Raw genomic sequence first — 17,468 nt, forward strand, 5'->3', positions numbered from 1 at the left:
TCACCTCATATTGAATTTGTTTGTCTGTCCAAGAATCCTTGCAGAATCATGACAGCTGCCATTTTATCAATGACTTTCTTGCGTTTGCTTCGGCTCACGTCCGCCTCAAGAAGGACACGTTCAGCCGCCATAGTTGTCAACCGTTCATCCCAGAGAAACACCGGCAGCTTGAATTTGTTTTCTAATCGTTTAGCGAAATCTTGGCTGATCTCGCCTCGCGGTCCAACAGTCCCATTCATGTTTTTAGGTAAACCGAGGACAATTTTAGAAACATCATGTTCTTTTATAATTTCATTGAGGCGTTTAAAGCCGAAGTCATTTCCAGCTTCGTTAATTTTGATCGTTTCCAATCCTTGTGCAGTCCAACCCATCGCGTCACTCAGGGCAACGCCGATGGTTTTTGAACCTAAATCAAGTCCCATTGTGCGCATTAGTATTCCTCTCGATGGTTCTTAAGATATGACTTAACCAATTCTTCGATGATTTCATCGCGTTCAAGCTTACGAATAATGTTCCGAGCATCCATATGGCGCGGGATGTAGGCCGGGTCACCAGATAATAGATAACCGACAATCTGGTTTATCGGGTTATAACCTTTTTCCTGAAGTGCAACATATACTTGAGACAATACTTCTTGTACATCTCTTTCGAATGGTTCTTCGGGAAAATTAAATTTCATCGTTTTATCAAAGGAACTCATTAACATGCACCTCTCCTCAGCGTCCAGAATCCACTATTACCTTCATTGTACAACACTTTCCATTGATTATGAAATCGATAAGACCCATTCTTCAACAAAATTAAGTGCTGCATCCAATTTTTCAGGGTCTTTTCCGCCGGCTTGGGCCATATCTGGACGTCCGCCACCGCCACCGCCGCAACGAGAAGCAACTTCTTTGACCAATTTACCAGCATGGAAACCGCGATCGATGTAATCCTTGGTCACCCCGGCAATCAAATTGACTTTATCACCTTGGGCCGAACCTAATACGATAATGACAGAATCGAGCTTTTGTTTCAAATCATCCGCCATGGCACGCAGATTATTCATGTCGGTAGCTTGAACCTTTGCCACCAATACTTGAACCCCATTTATGTCTTTTACGTTAGAAACAAGGCTGGTTGCTTCGATATTACTTAATTTTGCAGTAAGGCTTTCATTCTCACGATGAAGATCCTTCACTTCAGCCAGTACCGTTTCAATTCTTGAAGGTACGTCTTTCAAGTTTGTTTTCAATTTAGCAGCCGCGTCTTTCAAGACACCGATTTGCTCAGTCATCAATTTGTATGCCCCGGCACCCGTTACCGCTTCTATACGGCGGGTTCCTGCACCGATGCCGCTTTCGGAAACGATTTTGAACAAGCCGATTACCGCGGTATTCGGGACATGGACACCGCCGCAAAGTTCTAGACTGTAATCGCCTATTTGAACGACACGGACAATCTTGCCGTATTTTTCGCCGAACAAGGCCATTGCACCCATAGCTTTGGCTTCTTCGATGTTTTTATAGTCCGTATTCACTTGTAAGCTTTGCCAAATCTTTTCATTTACAATCGTTTCGATTTGTTCAATCTCTTCCGCCGTTATCTGACCAAAATGAGAGAAGTCGAAGCGAAGGCGCTCAGCCTGTACAAGTGAACCAGCTTGGTTGACATGTGTACCGAGCACATCTTTCAAAGCCTGATGCAGAAGGTGCGTCGCTGTATGGTTTTTCGTGATATGGATCCGGTTTTCTTGATTTACCGCAGCAACGATATTGGAATCTGCTGTTAAAGTGCCGGCAGTAACTGTTACACGGTGCAGGTTTTGGCCATTAGGAGCTTTTTGGACATCATGGACATCAACCTTCACGGATTCACTGGCCATCGTTCCCATATCGGCTATTTGTCCGCCGCTTTCCGCGTAGAAAGGAGTCTTGTTCAGTATCACTTGAACTTCTTCTCCTTCTTGTGCCTCCGTTACAAGCTCCCCATTTTTTATGATGGCAGCAACTTTGGCTTCTACAGCTACTTGATCATAGCCGACAAATTCACTTTCAACTTTTATATCGCCCAATACCCCGCCTTGGATTTGCATCGAATCCACATCTTGACGCGCTGAACGGGCACGTTCACGCTGTGCATCCATCTCTTTTTCAAATCCGGCTTGATCGACCGTCATGCCTTCTTCTTCTGCATATTCTTCCGTTAACTCAATCGGGAAACCATATGTGTCATATAAACGGAATGCATCACCGCCCGGAATGGTCGTACCGCCTTTTTCCTTTTCCTTTTTAATGACTTCAGATAGGATTGACAGTCCATCATGTAAAGTTTCATGGAAGCGTTCCTCTTCATTTTTGATTACTTTTGCAATGAACTCTTTATTCTTGAGGACTTCAGGGTAGAAGTCTTTCATGATTTCGCCTACGACCGTCACAAGCTCGAACATGAATGGTCGATTGATGTTGATTTGCTTAGCATATCGAACCGCTCTGCGGAGTAAACGGCGCAATACATAACCGCGTCCTTCGTTGGATGGAAGAGCCCCGTCACCTACTGCAAAGGCTACCGTACGAATATGGTCGGCAATGACCTTGAATGAAACATCTTTTTCTGTATCAATACCATACTTCACATCGGAAATCTCTTCGACTGCCCGGATGATTGGCATGAATAAATCTGTATCATAGTTCGTCGCAACATCTTGAACGACGGAAGCCATACGTTCAAGGCCCATGCCTGTATCGATATTCTTCTTTGGAAGCGGTGTGTAAGAACCATCAGGATTATGGTTGAATTGAGAAAACACAAGGTTCCAGACTTCCAGATGACGTTCATTTTCCCCGCCTGGATATAGTTCCGGATCATTCGGATCATCTCCATATGCCGGTCCGCGGTCATAGAAAATCTCTGTATTCGGGCCGCTTGGACCTTCACCGATATCCCAGAAGTTTTCTTCCAGGCGAATGATCCTTTCAGCAGGAACACCGATTTTCTTATTCCAGAGTTCGAATGCTTCATCATCTTCAGGATGGATCGTCACAGCCAATTTCTCTTTGTCGAAGCCAATCCATTTTTCATCCGTCAAAAACTCCCAAGCCCATGTGATGGCTTCTTCTTTGAAGTATTCACCAATGGAGAAGTTTCCGAGCATTTCGAAAAACGTATGATGACGTGCCGTTTTCCCCACGTTTTCAATATCGTTCGTACGGATGGCCTTTTGGGCATTTGTAATCCTTGGATTTTCAGGAATCACCCGTCCATCAAAATATTTCTTTAACGTCGCCACCCCGGAATTGATCCAAAGCAATGATGGATCTTCATGAGGAACCAATGACGCACTTGGTTCGATGTTATGGCCTTTTTCACTAAAAAAATCTAAATACATTTGGCGGATTTGAGCACCAGTTAAATACTTCATATATATATCCTCCTTTTAAAATTATGTAATTTTGAGCACACAAAAAACCCTCATCCCAAAAACAGGGACGAGAGTTGACTCGCGGTACCACCCTGATTATGGACGCAGGAATTCACCCAGGCCCATCACCTTCATAAAAGCCTTAACGCGGCATGACGGCAGGTATTAGCTGCTCTCAGGACTAGCTTTCTGCTGCTCTTCACCTGGCAGTCCCTTTCAGCCTAGAGGACCCCTCTCTTTTAGATGGACTTCAGCATACTTCATCCTTCAACGAATTATCTTATGTAATGGATTATATTCACAAGACTTTTATTTGTCAATAAGGGGCGGCTTCTTTCTAAAGTGAACGCGGGCATGAAGTACAAAAACTTTCAACACAGCCAAGATGGGAATCGAAAGGACCATGCCCACGATACCGCCTATTTCGCCTCCGGCCAATAATGCAAGCATGATGAACAGCGGATGCATATGGAGGCTTTTACCGACTATTAACGGCGATAGGATATTTCCCTCAAGAAATTGAAGTACGAGCACGATGACCGCGATGATCAACACCATTTTAACTGACATGGTCGCGGCGATGACCACAGCAGGAATGGCCCCGATAATCGGCCCGAAATAGGGAATGACATTCGTTATTCCGATTATCGCCCCCAATAGAAGCGGATATTTCATTCCGACTATCCAGAAGAGCAGCGAGGAAATCAAACCGATCACGACACAAACGATGATTTGTCCGCGGATATAGCCGCCAAGCGACGCATCCACATCACGAACGAAAGCCCGTCCCTGCTTGCGCCATTTTTTCGGGGTCATATACCAGGCCATCTTTTTTAACACAGTGAAATCTTTCAGGATATAAAAAGCAATGAATGGAATCAACGCAATCAGGAAGATGAAATCAATCATCTTCATTGCATACTCCATCGCCTTTTCAGGTATACGCTTCAGCCAGCCTTCGAAAAGGGTGACACCTTCTTCGAATCTTTCATGAATTCCGAACGGCCAGGCCGCCGTTTGATGATTGAGTTTATCAATCCTGCCCCGGTATTGTTCAACAAGTTCCGGCACGCTTTCCGACAGCTCGCGAACCTGGCTGACGATCACTGGAATACCTTTATAAACAGCAAAGCCGATCCCTCCGAAAAACAACAAATAGATGATCGTAATCGAAAGCCAGCGACGCATCCCTTTCTCATTTAAATATTCCACTACAGGGTGCAGCAAGTAACTGATGAAAGCACCAATCAAAAAAGGCAGCAGCACCGTCACGCATACAGCAACGGCAGGTCCCCACATGGGCTTAAGTTTCATAAAAATATAGATAACGAAAAATAAGAGCAATAAAAAACCCAGGCGATAAAACCATTTTAAACGAATACTCACAATAAACACCTCCCGCTCATTTATTCTTCGAAAGGCGGAAGGTTTTCATACATAAAAAAGAGTGCCCTATTAATTCAGGACACCCATTCCTGCTATAATAACGACTTTAATCTTTTGCGTATTTTCTTCATGTTCCGTTTGATCATCTTCGAGTTCATCAAGTCCGAACCCATATTCATTAGAGTATTGCGTGAACGTCTAGCCATTGCAAACACCTCTTCCGTTAATTACATGCTGAAGCGGCGGTCATTTTCCTCAAACAAATCGTCCAATGAGCTTAAACTTCCATCTTCCTCGACCTGATGCGTATTAATGAGCCCTTCGGATAGAGTCATTTCAATAAAGCAATTCCAACAATAATATTGATTTACGCCAATCTTCCCGACATCTTTACTGCGGCAATTCGGACATTTTATTTCCAAAATGGACACCTCACTGTTCATAAACTGAAACAATGATGGTATCCTTCCCTAATGCAGGCGGCTGTTTTGATTCTATCACTGTCGACTCAGAGAAAAATCCATCGGTTGTTTCATACGCTATAATCGTGCCCATTTTCTCCTTGAAATATACATCCTGCAGTAAACCAAGTTCTTCGCCCATTTCTGAAAAAAGCATGCGTCCCAATAACTCGTCCTTCGAAAGGCAAATGGAATCCGCAGGCACTTTACTTAAGGCTGAATCTTGTTGCCTGATGACGATCCCATCTGGACCGAATGAAGAAATACCGTCAAGTCTCAAATGAAAAGCTCTTTTGAATAATGCTTGTTGATGAATGACCAACCCTGTTACCTGTCCAGTTTCAGAAATTGATAAATCGTGGACCGTGCCAATTCTTTCTCCTTTAATTGTAAAAACCGGCATTCCTTTCAATAAAGAAAACGTCCGCAAGGTCATCCCGCCTTTCCGAACATTTTTATTATCTCTTTACTACTGAAAATAGATGTGCTGAAAGGTTTTCCATTGTTGGTCCAACTTCCTTAAAATACAGGGACCATGCATAAAAAAAAGACCGGTTTCCCGGTCAGACCCACTGCTTTACCATCCTCTGCTGGCACCTCCGCCACCGGAACTTCCTCCGCCGCCGCCCCGTGGACCGCCGCTTCCGCCTCCACGGCCGCCGCCGCCGCGACTGATGAATATCAAAAGGATATTGATTAGCGTTTGAAGGAAAAATCCTTTAAAGAACTTGGCATCCAGGATGAATACGATGATGACAACGATGATGATCAGGAAAATCTGTAGACCTGATGGCTGAAAGGTTTCTGACTCGGGCTGAACGGAGAGATCTTGATAAAACTCGTCACCTAGGTTGTATTCTTTCGTGACATCGTTATATACGGCCTTATAGGTTTCCGTCAGGGCAAGATCATATTTACCCTCTTTCAGCGCAGGGATAGCCACATCATCCAAAATCTGTCCAGATTTTATATCGGTAATGGCCCCTTCCAAACCGTACCCCACTTCAATACGGATTTTCTGTTCTTCCATGGCCAGCACAATGAGGACTCCATTGTTCAGCTCGGCATCCCCAAGCTTGAATGATCTCAATGCCTCGACCGAGTAATCCTCGATTTCGGATCCTTCCATCGAATCAACCGTCAAAACGGAAATTTGTGCCTTTGTGGCATCATCCAATCGTTTCCCAAGTTCGATGAGTTCGGATTTTTCCTGTTCACTCAGGACTCCGGCAAAGTCCTGAACATATATATCCCCAACTGGTTCAGGAATGTTAGGTTGTGCTGCGGCCACGTTTGCTAAACTGAACGTGAGAATGAAGAATAGCGCAAACACAGCGAGTTTTTTCATTATTTATCGCTCCCGAAATCAACCTTTGGCGTTTCTTTTTCTTGATCGGTCACTTCAAAATATGGTTTGGCATCAAACCCGAACGCTCCTGCCATCATATTCTTCGGAAAGCGTTTAATCATCTTATTATAGTTGGTAACTTCATCATTATAGTCTTTTCGTGCTACCGTGAGCCGATTTTCCGTTCCTTCCAAACTATCCATGAGACCCTTGAAGTTCTCATTGGCCTTTAAATCCGGATAGTTCTCGACAACCACCAAAAGCCGGCTCAACGCCCCGCTCAATTGTTGATCGGCTGCAATCGCATCTTCAGTCGAATTGGCACCCGCCAGCTTCGAACGTGCATCGCTCACTGCTTTAATGGCTTCCGTTTCATGGGAAGCATAACCCTTAACCGTTTCGACAAGATTCGGAATCAAATCCGCTCTCCGTTTTAATTGGTTATCCACCTGTGACCATTTATTGTCGACGTCTTCACTGGCACTTACAAGGCCGTTGTACGAAGATGCACCAAAAATGACAAGTAAAACGACTACGACTATCCCTATTATCCAACCTTTTTTCATCTAATTCCCCCTACTCTTTCACATATAAGTTATATTCTATAGTTCCACCAAAACTATGGATTTTAAACAACATTCATCAAATAGAACCAGCTACATAAAATCATATGGCGTGACATTCTCCATCCCGATCATCGGATCAGCATGCATGAGAATATCAAGATAACTTGATTGTTGTTGTACCTCTTCCTTTACCACCGGTATTTCTTCTTCACTCAAAACCTCTTGCAGCTTTTCACGCAAAGTCGTTTTCCGGCGCATCTCATCATTTCGCTCGATCCCTAAACGGAATGCATCTTCTTCACCGCAAAGGATCAAGAAATTTTTACTGCGGGTAATCGCCGTATACAATAAATTACGGCGGAGCATCCGATAATAGCTTTTCACTACAGGTAAAATGACAATGGGGAATTCGCTTCCCTGCGACTTATGGATGGAGCAGCAATAGGCATGTGTAATCTGGTTCAAGTCCTGTTTCGTGTAAGTCACTTCGATGCCTTCGAACGAAATGATTACTTTATCGACATGATCGGTATTTTCTTTAGCGAACAATATGGACACGATTTCACCCATATCGCCATTAAAGACACCCTCCTCTGGCTGGTTCACCAATTGAAGCACCTTATCTCCCGTTCTGTATATCACGTCTCCGAATTTAATTTCCCGCCGCTTTTCATCCGCATTGCTATTGAACACTTCCTGAAGCATTTTATTCAGTGAATCAATCCCGGCAGGCCCTCTATACATGGGAGCCAGCACCTGTATATCCTTGGCCGTGAAACCCTTCGTCCTGGCATTGGCAACCACTTTCTCGATCACTTGGGGGATTTGCCCGGTCTGGCAGCGAATGAACGATCGATCTTCTTGCTGCTTCGTCACATCATCCGGAAGCCTTCCTTTTTTGATATCATGGGCTAATTCAATGATTGATGAGCCATCAGCTTGACGATAAATATGTTCCAGACTGACAGTAGGCACACAATTCGACGCAAGCAAATCCTTTAAAACCTGCCCAGGTCCGACAGATGGCAGCTGATCTTCATCACCAACCAATATCACTTGGACACTTTCCGGCAAGGCCTTAAACAATTGATTGGCCAGCCATGTATCCACCATGGAAACCTCATCGATGATCACGATCCGGCCATCCAACTGATTATCCTCATCATGGGAAAAGCCTTCACTCCCGTTCCACCCAAGCAAACGGTGGATCGTAACAGCGGGGAGTCCAGTCGATTCGGCCATGCGTTTCGCTGCACGGCCAGTAGGAGCCGCAAGAACGAATGGAAATGGATCGCTTCCCTCTTTTTTATAATCATTAATGTCCATGGATACACCATGCAGCTCTGCATATAGCTCAACGATGCCTTTGATGACAGTCGTCTTCCCAGTACCAGGCCCCCCCGTCAAGATCAACATGGGCGACTGCAGGGCTGTTTGTATCGCCTCTTTTTGAGCTGAGGCATAAGAAACATTTAGACGCTCTTCCAGCTTCCCAAGGGCCAGTAAAAATTCCGATTCCGGGAACTGGTCTTCATACTCGGTTTGTGTGAGCAGCCGCTTGATGCTCGTAACAATTCCCTTTTCAGAATAGTAAAGTGAAGGCGGATAAATTCGTTGATCCTCGACAACGATTTTCCCCTCTTCCGTCAATTCGATTATTTCCGAGGAAATGTTCGTGAACTCAATGCGATCCCGTTTATTTTCCTCCAGCAGACGTTTGACCGCTTCCAAAAGCTGCTCGGCTTCTATGTAGATATTTCCGTCCTGAAGGCATTGTGATTCAAGAGTATACAAGCACGCAGCCTTAATTCGATCGGGATGGCTGCCGGAAATGCCCAGCTGATGCCCAAGCTCATCCGCCCGTCCAAAACCAATCCCTTCAATATCCTCAACGAGCTTATACGGATTTCCCTGAACCATCGTAATCGTATCCTGCTTATACATTTGATATATTTTCATCGACAGCTGCGGACCGAAGCCATATTGATTCAGGGCGATCATTACCTGCTCCAGACCTTGATGCTCGACTAATGTATCATAGAAGCCCTTTGCCTTTTCCCCGGATAGCTTCGGGATATCATCAAGTAACGAAGGCTGAGCCAGAATTTTGGAAATTGCCTTTTCACCCAGTGTCTCAACAATGCTCTCGGCTGTTTTTTTTCCAATGCCCTTGAAAAGGTCACCCGATAAATAACTGACGATTCCTTCCTTGGATTGGGGCAGATCCTTGCGAAAATGCTCTACATGGTATTGAAGGCCAAAACGCGGATGTTCCTTCATGGCCCCATAAAAAATATAGATCTCATCCTCATGCATCCTTGGAAAATAACCTGTTACGACCGCTTCCTTCTCTTCATAATTCAGATTCGTTTCATGTACGCGAATTCTTACAACCGAGTACATGTTTTCTTCATTATGAAAGATCGTCACTAAATGACTTCCTTTCATGAACATTTTCTCTTCTGAAAACAAATCCAACGAATCTTGCTGGCTCAACGCTTCTCCCCACCTTTCCATGCATATGCCGTTTATTTACTCAGCATTCATTTCTTCCAACAGTTTCTTTCCGTGCGCAGCAAGCATATGGTCTGGCTGTGCTTCCAAAGCCTTATCAAAATAAACCATCGCTGCTTGCGCATCCTCACGGTAGCCTGCAAACGCAACGCCTAAATTATAATAAGCATCCGCATGGCCCGGATCCTGTTCCACAACTAAATTCAGTTGATTGATCAATTCATCATACAATTCCGCATTGGCAAGACAAAGCGCATATTGGAATCTCGCATCAACGTCCTCAGGGCTCAGCTCCACCGTTCTCTGTAAATAAGGCATCGCCAATTTCGGTTGATCTAACGCCATCAAGGTCAATCCAAGCATGAAATAAGCATCGCTGTTATCCAGTCCCAAACGGATTGCCTTTTCAAACATATCCTTCGCTTCGACTAGTTTAGAATCGGATTCATAATATAAGTTTCCTAATGAATAGTAAGCCGCTGCTGCATTTTCATCCAGCTCAATCGCCTTTTTGTAAAACTTGACCGCTTTATCCGTTTCACCCACGGCAGTCAATACATTCCCAAAGTTTATGTAGGCAACAGGCTCATTCGGATTTTCCTCGATCGCCTCATTAAAAACTTTCGCCGCTTCTTCGTATTTCCCTTGCTGCATAAATTCAATTCCTTGTTGATTCTTATCCATATCCATTCACACTCCATTTTTATATTAAAAAGTATAGCATAAGCCAGTGGTCGAATTCAGGCGGTCACCCGCAATCCAAAAGAAGTCCCCAACCGCAAACACAGCTGGGGACATGCTTATTTTACCCTACGTAAGTCAGTTTTTCACCTTTTTTAAATACTTCATCAATCGTACCGCCGCCAAGGCACACTTCACCATCATAGAATACGACTGCTTGTCCAGGCGTGATCGCGCGGACTGGCTCGTCAAAGATGACTTCGACATCACCATTTTCCAATACCTTCACCTGAACACCGCTATCCTCTTGACGGTATCTGAACTTTGCCGTACATGTAAATTCACCAGCCGGTATATGTTCCGCTACCCAGCTGACATTCACTGCACGAAGGGAATTGGAATACAGCACATCATTATCGAAGCCTTGACACACATATAAAACATTGCGCTTCAAGTCTTTTCCCGCAACAAACCAAGGATCGCCGCTGCCGCCAATCCCTAGACCGTGACGCTGACCGATGGTGTAATACATCAATCCGTCATGCTTGCCCATGACCTTGCCATCCATCGTGACCATATCTCCGGGCTGAGCTGGGAGGTAATTGCTTAAAAACTCTTTGAAATTGCGTTCACCGATAAAACAGATCCCTGTAGAATCTTTTTTCATTGCCGTGGCAAGGCCCGCTTCTTTCGCAATTTCACGGACTTCCTTCTTATCAATGTGTCCAAGCGGAAACATGACTTTTTCCAACTGTTCTTGAGTAAGCTGGTTCAAGAAGTACGTTTGATCTTTATTATTATCGACACCGCGAAGCATTTTGTATTCGCCATCCCGGTATTCAACCTGTGCGTAATGACCTGTAGCCACATAATCGGCACCAAGGCTTACGGCATGTTCAAGGAAGGCCTTGAACTTGATTTCCTTATTGCACATTACATCCGGATTCGGGGTACGGCCCGCTTTATACTCATCCAAGAAATAAGTGAAAACTTTATCCCAATACTGCTTTTCGAAATTGACCGCATAATAAGGGATGCCGATTTGATTACAAACGGCAATTACATCATTGTAATCTTCCGTTGCCGTACAAACTCCGTTTTCATCTGTATCATCCCAGTTCTTCATGAAAATCCCGACCACATCATAGCCTTGATTCTTCAATAGCAGGGCTGACACAGAAGAATCCACGCCTCCTGACATACCCACGACGACGCGGGTGTCCTGTGGTGCTTTTCTCATTCTGTCACCTCATTTATTTAAAGTGAGAATTATCTTCCCACTAATCTATTAACGATTTTCACGGTGGTTTCAGCTGCCTGCCTTACTTCCTCTTCCGTGTTGTTCAGACCGAAGCTGAAACGAATCGAATTCTTCGTCCGCTCCGAATCTTTCCCGAACATCGCCACAAGCACATGCGAAGGATCGATTGACCCAGCAGTACAAGCGGATCCGCTCGATACAGCAACACCTGCCAAGTCCATATTGACGAGCATCGATTCCACATTCGTACCCGGAAAACTGACATTCAGCAAATGCGGCAGCGACTGTTCCATAGATCCGTTAATTTCATATTGTACATCCGCCTCATCAAAGACGGCAAGCAATACGTCTTTAAATCGCTTGTATTGCTCCTTTTTCTTTTCCATCGTGCTTTGGGCAATTGAAACAGCTTCTGAAAAACCGGCAATGGCCGGCACACTCTCCGTACCAGCACGGCGCTTGCGTTCTTGTTCCCCGCCATATAATTGCGGATTCAGCTTCAAGCCTTCACGCATATAAAGAAAGCCGATTCCTTTGGGACCGTTGATTTTATGCGCGGATACACTCAGCAAATCCACACCCAACTCACGAACGTCGATAGAGATCAAACCATATGCCTGAACCGCATCCGTATGGAAAATGGCCTGATGCCCCTTAAGCAGCTGTCCAATTTCAGCAATCGGCTGGATCGTTCCAACCTCATTATTGCCGAACATGATCGAAACCAAAATCGTGTCGTCCCGCAATGCCGCCTTTAAATCGGCAATTGAAATAAGCCCCGCTTCATTCACAGGTAAATATGTGACCTCAAAGCCAGACTTCTCAAGGTATTGGCATGTATGCAAAACCGCATGATGCTCAATCTCCGTCGTAATGATGTGCTTTCCTTTTTCTTTATAAGCATTCGCAACACCAATGATCGCCGTATTATCAGCCTCGGTTCCACCGCTCGTGAAAATGATTTCATTCCGCCCCGCACCGATGCTCGCCGCAATACTCGAACGCGCCTCATCCAAAACATGGCGCGCCTCCCGCCCGAAAGCATGAATGCTCGACGGATTTCCGAAGTCATGGCTCATGACTGTCATCATCCTATCGATCACCTTCGGATGCATCGGGGAAGTCGCAGCATGATCTAAATATATTCTGTCCACTTTTTTGTCGCCTCCATTAAAAAACGCAAGCGCCTACATAATAGGCGCATTGCTAATCACTTAAATATAGTACATATAAGAATCGATTTCACCCGTATCCTTGTAGCTCGCCAAATCCATAAGCGTCGTATTATCCAATACATCCTTCACGGCATCGCGAATCCGAATCCAAAGCTGGCGCTTCACCGGCTCCTCATCCTCAATTCCTTCAACAGGGGTAATCGGCCCTTCCAATACACGAATGACATCTCCCGAAGTAATCTCCTGAGGATCTTTAGACAGGACATACCCGCCATACGCACCGCGGACACTCTTCACCAACCCCGCATTACGAAGCGGTGCAATCAACTGCTCCAAATAATGCTCCGACAGATTATGCGTTTGGGCAATCGATTTCAAACTCTTTGGGCCTTCTCCATAATGTTTAGCAAGCTCGATCATGATCGTCAAACCATAACGGCCTTTAGTAGATATCTTCATACATATACACCTCAAATTATTTATCCGTTTCTAAATTCTTTTGAAATTATAGCATATTCCCGCCGGAAATGCATTCACCCGCCCTCCATTTGTCAAATTATCCTAATTGGAGAGGTAGGAAAAATGAAAGAAAAGATTGGAATGCTTTTTAATTTGAGAATTTAAATAACAAATATAGCAAAACGGTCCTTTCTACTAGAGCCATGAAACGATAATCGAATTTATTTCCCGATGGTCACATTCCTTATATCCCCAAACCGCTAGAGAATGATAGAATTCCGATTACCGCCCTCCAAACCGGAGTATTCCGCCACAAGTGTCATGCATTTTCCCTGGAGCGGTAAACAAAAAAATGGATATGCCGTACCTATTTGAATATTTCCCTTGATGCTCACATTTAGGCACTTCATGATTTCTATACCTTCTTAAACCTACCATTACAAACCAGCCCACTTCGGCCAGACTAAAGGCAGAGTTTTATCTATTAAATTCTCTCATAGAAGGGGAGGTCGATTCATCAACCTTACAGCACAATATAAATCCCCAAAGGAACTGCCATAATACGAATTCGCCTTCTTTTACAGCATAATCAGCGCATTTCCCCCATCAGTTGTGATACCTTATATAAAAAGGAGAGGTGCGCAATGAATATAAAACCGCTTGCTTTCCGGATGCGGCCTCGGTCGATTGATGAGATCATCGGGCAGGAGCATCTGGTCGGTGAAGGAAAAATTATCGCAAGGATGGTGAAAGCCAAACAGCTTTCTTCCATGATCCTGTATGGTCCGCCGGGAATTGGCAAGACATCGATTGCAAGTGCGATTGCCGGGAGCACGAAGTTTGCTTTCCGGACGCTGAACGCGGTGACCAATAATAAAAAGGATATGGAAATCGTGGCAGCCGAGGCTAAGATGTCCGGGAAAGTGATTCTGCTGCTTGATGAGGTTCATCGACTCGATAAGGCGAAGCAGGATTTCCTATTGCCTTATCTTGAAAACGGGATGATCACCTTGATCGGTGCAACGACCAGCAACCCCTATCATGCCATCAACCCGGCCATCCGAAGCAGATGCCAGATTTTCGAGCTCAAATCATTGGAAACCAATGATATAACCAAAGCCCTGGAACGGGCACTTCATGATGAAGAACGGGGGCTTGGTGCGTATAAAACCGATGTCAGCCTTGATGCCCTTACCCATTTCGCGACCGCTTCGAACGGAGATGTCCGCAGTGCCCTTAACGCTCTTGAGCTCGCCGTCATTTCCACCGAACCCGATGAATCCGGAACCATTCATATAGATCTGCAAATTGCCGAGGAATGCATGCAGAAAAAAAGCTTCTCACATGACAAGGATGGAGACGCCCATTATGATGTTCTGTCGGCTTTCCAAAAATCAATTCGCGGCAGTGATGTGAATGCAGCCCTCCATTATTTGGGGCGCTTGGTCGAAGCCGGTGATCTTGTCAGCATTGCCCGCCGCTTGGTAGTCATCGCTTACGAAGACATAGCTCTTGCCAATCCGCAGGCTGGTCCCAGGGCCCTCGCTGCAGTCGAAGCCGCTGAACGACTCGGTTTTCCCGAAGCACGGATTCCACTTGCCAACTCAGTGATCGAGTTATGCCTATCACCCAAATCAAACACGGCCATTGTCGCAATTGATGCAGCGCTTTCCGACATTCGCAGCGGCCATAGCGGAGATGTACCGGATCATCTTAAGGATGCCCATTACAAAGGGGCCACAGATCTCGGACGAGGCATCGGCTACCTTTATCCGCATGACTACGAGAATGGCTGGGTGAAGCAACAATACTTACCGGACAAACTGCGCAGCAAAAAATATTACAAACCGAAAAAGAGCGGGAAATTTGAACAAGCCCTTGCCTCGGTCTATGAAAATATCGAGAAAAAAAAATAACTTCGGATCACTTCAGATCCGGAGTTTTTTTTTGGAAAATGAAAACTTTTAACATCCCTCATGTTGACAAAAACCGCTTCCCCTTGAGCATTCACTTTTTTAAAGATGCCTCACCGTATCATTTCGGCACATTAAAGATTTCTCCTTTTCGAACATAATTTCGAAACTTTCTTCTATTAAAATCCCAACTAGATGAATATTTCCAGAGAGTTCTAGTTATATTGACCAATAAATTTAGCTATCATTTGGTGACCGTAAAAAACAACCTATATCCCAACAGTAAGCCATTGTGTCCAAATCATCCACAAGCAGTATGTACAACTGTCAGCCAAACACTCCGGCTAGGTCTTTCTTAGAAACCGGAACTCTTAGGCTAAATTCCCTTTGAATCGCCTTGCTTGGCCAATCTTTCCCGGAAATTAGTCCGCAATCTGATTCTTTAAATTGTTGGCCCTGGCGCCTTTTATCACAATTTTATCCATTGCCATGTTTCGTCACCCTTCCGCTTTCAACTCTAGTAATAAATCACGCAGCTCGGCCTGTTAAGGTTTCATCAAGGGCAGAAACAACATTTCAAAATATGATTCTTGCCCGATAATTTTACAGCATTTAAATTCAGATTATACCAGACTGCAATCCGTTTACTTTTAGCAGAAAAATTAGACTCCTGTATCCAGTAAGAGGATATGTCAATTACGACTGCTGGCTGCATGTCCCTTTTCATAAGAAGGCACAACAACTTTTTAGTTGCTGTACCTGTGTGGTCAATCTTCTTCTTTATAGATACCCTTCGAAGCTTTAATCATATTTTCCAGCCACATTTTCTTAAATACATTCACACGGCGAGGACTGCCATTCTCTTCAGCCTCAGTTGAATTTTCAGTTTCTTCTGCGGCCTCGGAAAGGATTTCATTTGAACTCCCTTCATCTGATGAGCTTTCCGTTGAACTGCTTTCATCTGATGAGCTTTCCATTGATTCACTTTCGTACGATGAGCTTTCCGTTGATTCACTCTCGTTCGATGAACTTTCCGTTGATTCACTCTCATTCGATGAGCTTTCCGTTGATTCACTTTCGTACGCTGAACTTTCAGTTATATATTCCATTTATTCTTTAACCTCCAATATTTATTTATCCTTTAGGGATATCCGTACTGCATTTCTAATAGGGACTTTCCTTATCAACCATTTTTAAGAAATCTTCGTTCTAATTTAAATATTTGTTAAATCTGATTAGCTTTCCGTTGAATCACTCTCGTACTCTGAACTTTCCGTTGATTCACTTTCGTACGTTGAGCTCTCCCCTGAATCACTTTCGTACGTTGAGCTCTCCGTTGATTCACATTCGTACGATGAGCTTTCCGCTGAATCACTTTCGTACGTTGAGCTCTCCGTTGATTCATATTCGTACGTTGAGCTTTCCGCTGATTCACATTCGTACGTTGAGCTCTCCGCTGATTCACATTCATACGTTGAGCTCTCCGTTGATTCACATTCGTACGATGAACTTTCCTCTGAATCACTTTCGTACGATGAGCTTTCCGTTGAATATTCCATTTATTCTTTAGCCCCCGATATTCATTTATTCTTTAGCCTCCGATATTCATTTATTCTTTAGGGATATCCGTACTGCATATATATGCGCCTTCTTTCTAATAGGAACTTTCCTTATCACCCATTTTAAAGTAACACTCCATCCATTTTGAAAAATTCGGCAAATCCATTTTGACTGGTCAAATTCATTAGATTCAAAAACTTTTCTCCTTGCAAACAAAAAAATAACCTCGGAATCTTTTCCGAAGCTACTTTATTATTTTCCCTTCATATTAGCTATGATGTCCCTTAAGCCAACCGTCCACCGATTTCCCGCTACTTTCGCGAAGGACCTCGACATTTTCCTTTGCGATGATCTCGCCATCCTTAATCAGAATGACTTCATCCTTATAAACTGAAGTGACCCAAACAGTCGTTGAATCCTTTCGAGTTGAAACACTCCCCATAAAAACACATAAACATGGTAATGACAAAACTTACCGACGTCACAATATTTTACTTCCAAGCAACATCGCTGCAGACTGGGGATTGTACATCCACAATTGCATCTCCCTTCATAATTCAAACGTTTAAAAATCACCTAAAAAGACTTGCAATCTCTAAATATCCGGATGTAAACAAAAAAACAAACACTAGGCCAAATTACACAACCATCAACGAAAAAAATGTAGATTTCCCAATCAGTCATTATATTAAACTTTTAATGAATCTAACTTCCTACCCCCTCAGATTTGTTCTAGTTACT

Annotated in this window: 17 protein-coding genes; 1 reads left to right on the forward strand and 16 read right to left on the reverse strand. The window is 44.2% G+C overall.

The window, feature by feature from the left end:
* Window positions 1-5: 5 nt before the first annotated feature.
* From ruvX to cymR, 13 genes are all read right to left on the reverse strand, one after another.
* Window positions 6-431: a Holliday junction resolvase RuvX gene (ruvX, locus tag ACFX4I_RS12770; RefSeq protein ID WP_034308633.1), complete on the reverse strand. Its 426-nt coding sequence runs from the start codon at window positions 429-431 to the stop codon at window positions 6-8.
* Window positions 431-700, reverse strand: coding sequence for an IreB family regulatory phosphoprotein (locus ACFX4I_RS12775; protein WP_034311358.1), 270 nt, complete (start codon window positions 698-700; stop codon window positions 431-433). Before ACFX4I_RS12775 ends, ruvX begins: the two co-directional genes overlap by 1 nt.
* Before the next feature lie 66 nt (window positions 701-766).
* The gene (alaS, locus tag ACFX4I_RS12780; protein WP_377421034.1) at window positions 767-3,403 is read right to left on the reverse strand and encodes an alanine--tRNA ligase; all 2,637 of its coding nucleotides are present in this window, start codon (window positions 3,401-3,403) and stop codon (window positions 767-769) included.
* Between the two features lie 309 nt (window positions 3,404-3,712).
* Window positions 3,713-4,789 carry an AI-2E family transporter gene (locus ACFX4I_RS12785; RefSeq protein ID WP_283931953.1) on the reverse strand — a complete coding sequence of 359 codons (1,077 nt, stop codon included), beginning with the start codon at window positions 4,787-4,789 and terminating at the stop codon, window positions 3,713-3,715.
* 227 nt (window positions 4,790-5,016) lie between these two features.
* The gene (locus ACFX4I_RS12790; RefSeq protein WP_063233024.1) at window positions 5,017-5,232 is read right to left on the reverse strand and encodes a hypothetical protein; all 216 of its coding nucleotides are present in this window, start codon (window positions 5,230-5,232) and stop codon (window positions 5,017-5,019) included.
* On the reverse strand, window positions 5,222-5,680 hold the full coding sequence (locus ACFX4I_RS12795) for a PRC-barrel domain-containing protein (protein WP_377421036.1): 459 nt from the start codon (window positions 5,678-5,680) through the stop codon (window positions 5,222-5,224). Before ACFX4I_RS12795 ends, ACFX4I_RS12790 begins: the two co-directional genes overlap by 11 nt.
* A gap of 147 nt (window positions 5,681-5,827) precedes the next feature.
* Complete coding sequence (locus ACFX4I_RS12800) at window positions 5,828-6,598, reverse strand: TPM domain-containing protein (protein ID WP_283931955.1); 771 nt, start codon at window positions 6,596-6,598, stop codon at window positions 5,828-5,830.
* Complete coding sequence (locus ACFX4I_RS12805; RefSeq protein ID WP_098369726.1) at window positions 6,598-7,164, reverse strand: LemA family protein; 567 nt, start codon at window positions 7,162-7,164, stop codon at window positions 6,598-6,600. The genes ACFX4I_RS12800 and ACFX4I_RS12805 overlap by 1 nt, the downstream gene beginning before the upstream one ends.
* Before the next feature lie 90 nt (window positions 7,165-7,254).
* Window positions 7,255-9,660, reverse strand: coding sequence for an SF1B family DNA helicase RecD2 (gene recD2, locus ACFX4I_RS12810; protein ID WP_377421038.1), 2,406 nt, complete (start codon window positions 9,658-9,660; stop codon window positions 7,255-7,257).
* Window positions 9,661-9,696: 36 nt separating this feature from the next.
* Complete coding sequence (locus ACFX4I_RS12815; protein ID WP_230301251.1) at window positions 9,697-10,362, reverse strand: tetratricopeptide repeat protein; 666 nt, start codon at window positions 10,360-10,362, stop codon at window positions 9,697-9,699.
* 121 nt (window positions 10,363-10,483) lie between these two features.
* The gene (mnmA, locus tag ACFX4I_RS12820; protein ID WP_377421040.1) at window positions 10,484-11,599 is read right to left on the reverse strand and encodes a tRNA 2-thiouridine(34) synthase MnmA; all 1,116 of its coding nucleotides are present in this window, start codon (window positions 11,597-11,599) and stop codon (window positions 10,484-10,486) included.
* A gap of 29 nt (window positions 11,600-11,628) precedes the next feature.
* Window positions 11,629-12,774, reverse strand: a complete 1,146-nt coding sequence (locus tag ACFX4I_RS12825; protein WP_377421042.1) for a cysteine desulfurase family protein — start codon at window positions 12,772-12,774, stop codon at window positions 11,629-11,631.
* Window positions 12,775-12,834: 60 nt separating this feature from the next.
* Window positions 12,835-13,254, reverse strand: coding sequence for a cysteine metabolism transcriptional regulator CymR (gene cymR, locus ACFX4I_RS12830; RefSeq protein ID WP_034308657.1), 420 nt, complete (start codon window positions 13,252-13,254; stop codon window positions 12,835-12,837).
* A gap of 644 nt (window positions 13,255-13,898) precedes the next feature.
* Between cymR and ACFX4I_RS12835 the strand changes: the two genes are divergently transcribed.
* Window positions 13,899-15,170 (forward strand): replication-associated recombination protein A, encoded by a 1,272-nt coding sequence (locus tag ACFX4I_RS12835; protein ID WP_377421044.1) that lies wholly within the window; start codon window positions 13,899-13,901, stop codon window positions 15,168-15,170.
* A gap of 764 nt (window positions 15,171-15,934) precedes the next feature.
* Here ACFX4I_RS12835 and ACFX4I_RS12840 read toward each other — a convergent pair.
* The 3 genes from ACFX4I_RS12840 to ACFX4I_RS12850 all read right to left on the reverse strand — a co-directional run bounded on the left by ACFX4I_RS12840 (window position 15,935) and on the right by ACFX4I_RS12850 (window position 17,169).
* Window positions 15,935-16,276: a hypothetical protein gene (locus ACFX4I_RS12840; protein ID WP_230301247.1), complete on the reverse strand. Its 342-nt coding sequence runs from the start codon at window positions 16,274-16,276 to the stop codon at window positions 15,935-15,937.
* Between the two features lie 116 nt (window positions 16,277-16,392).
* Window positions 16,393-16,638 (reverse strand): hypothetical protein, encoded by a 246-nt coding sequence (locus tag ACFX4I_RS12845; protein ID WP_377421046.1) that lies wholly within the window; start codon window positions 16,636-16,638, stop codon window positions 16,393-16,395.
* Window positions 16,639-16,995: 357 nt separating this feature from the next.
* Entirely contained in the window at window positions 16,996-17,169 is a 174-nt protein-coding gene (locus ACFX4I_RS12850) for a hypothetical protein (RefSeq protein ID WP_377421048.1), read from the reverse strand.
* Between the last annotated feature and the right edge of the window lie 299 nt (window positions 17,170-17,468).

This window comes from Peribacillus sp. YIM B13472, from assembly GCF_042788005.1.
Taxonomy (GTDB): Bacteria; Bacillota; Bacilli; order Bacillales; family DSM-1321; genus Peribacillus; species Peribacillus simplex_E.

Bases quoted from the DNA above. Each gene is read 5' to 3' on its own strand.
- ruvX (WP_034308633.1), bottom strand. From the start codon at position 431: ATGCGCACAATGGGACTTGATTTAGGTTCAAAAACCATCGGCGTTGCC.
- ACFX4I_RS12775 (WP_034311358.1), bottom strand. From the start codon at position 700: ATGAGTTCCTTTGATAAAACGATGAAATTTAATTTTCCCGAAGAACCA.
- alaS (WP_377421034.1), bottom strand. From the start codon at position 3,403: ATGAAGTATTTAACTGGTGCTCAAATCCGCCAAATGTATTTAGATTTT.
- ACFX4I_RS12790 (WP_063233024.1), bottom strand. From the start codon at position 5,232: ATGAACAGTGAGGTGTCCATTTTGGAAATAAAATGTCCGAATTGCCGC.
- ACFX4I_RS12800 (WP_283931955.1), bottom strand. From the start codon at position 6,598: ATGAAAAAACTCGCTGTGTTTGCGCTATTCTTCATTCTCACGTTCAGT.
- ACFX4I_RS12805 (WP_098369726.1), bottom strand. From the start codon at position 7,164: ATGAAAAAAGGTTGGATAATAGGGATAGTCGTAGTCGTTTTACTTGTC.
- ACFX4I_RS12815 (WP_230301251.1), bottom strand. From the start codon at position 10,362: ATGGATAAGAATCAACAAGGAATTGAATTTATGCAGCAAGGGAAATAC.
- mnmA (WP_377421040.1), bottom strand. From the start codon at position 11,599: ATGAGAAAAGCACCACAGGACACCCGCGTCGTCGTGGGTATGTCAGGA.
- cymR (WP_034308657.1), bottom strand. From the start codon at position 13,254: ATGAAGATATCTACTAAAGGCCGTTATGGTTTGACGATCATGATCGAG.
- ACFX4I_RS12835 (WP_377421044.1), top strand. From the start codon at position 13,899: ATGAATATAAAACCGCTTGCTTTCCGGATGCGGCCTCGGTCGATTGAT.
- ACFX4I_RS12840 (WP_230301247.1), bottom strand. From the start codon at position 16,276: ATGGAATATATAACTGAAAGTTCAGCGTACGAAAGTGAATCAACGGAA.
- ACFX4I_RS12845 (WP_377421046.1), bottom strand. From the start codon at position 16,638: ATGAATGTGAATCAGCGGAGAGCTCAACGTACGAATGTGAATCAGCGG.
- ACFX4I_RS12850 (WP_377421048.1), bottom strand. From the start codon at position 17,169: ATGGGGAGTGTTTCAACTCGAAAGGATTCAACGACTGTTTGGGTCACT.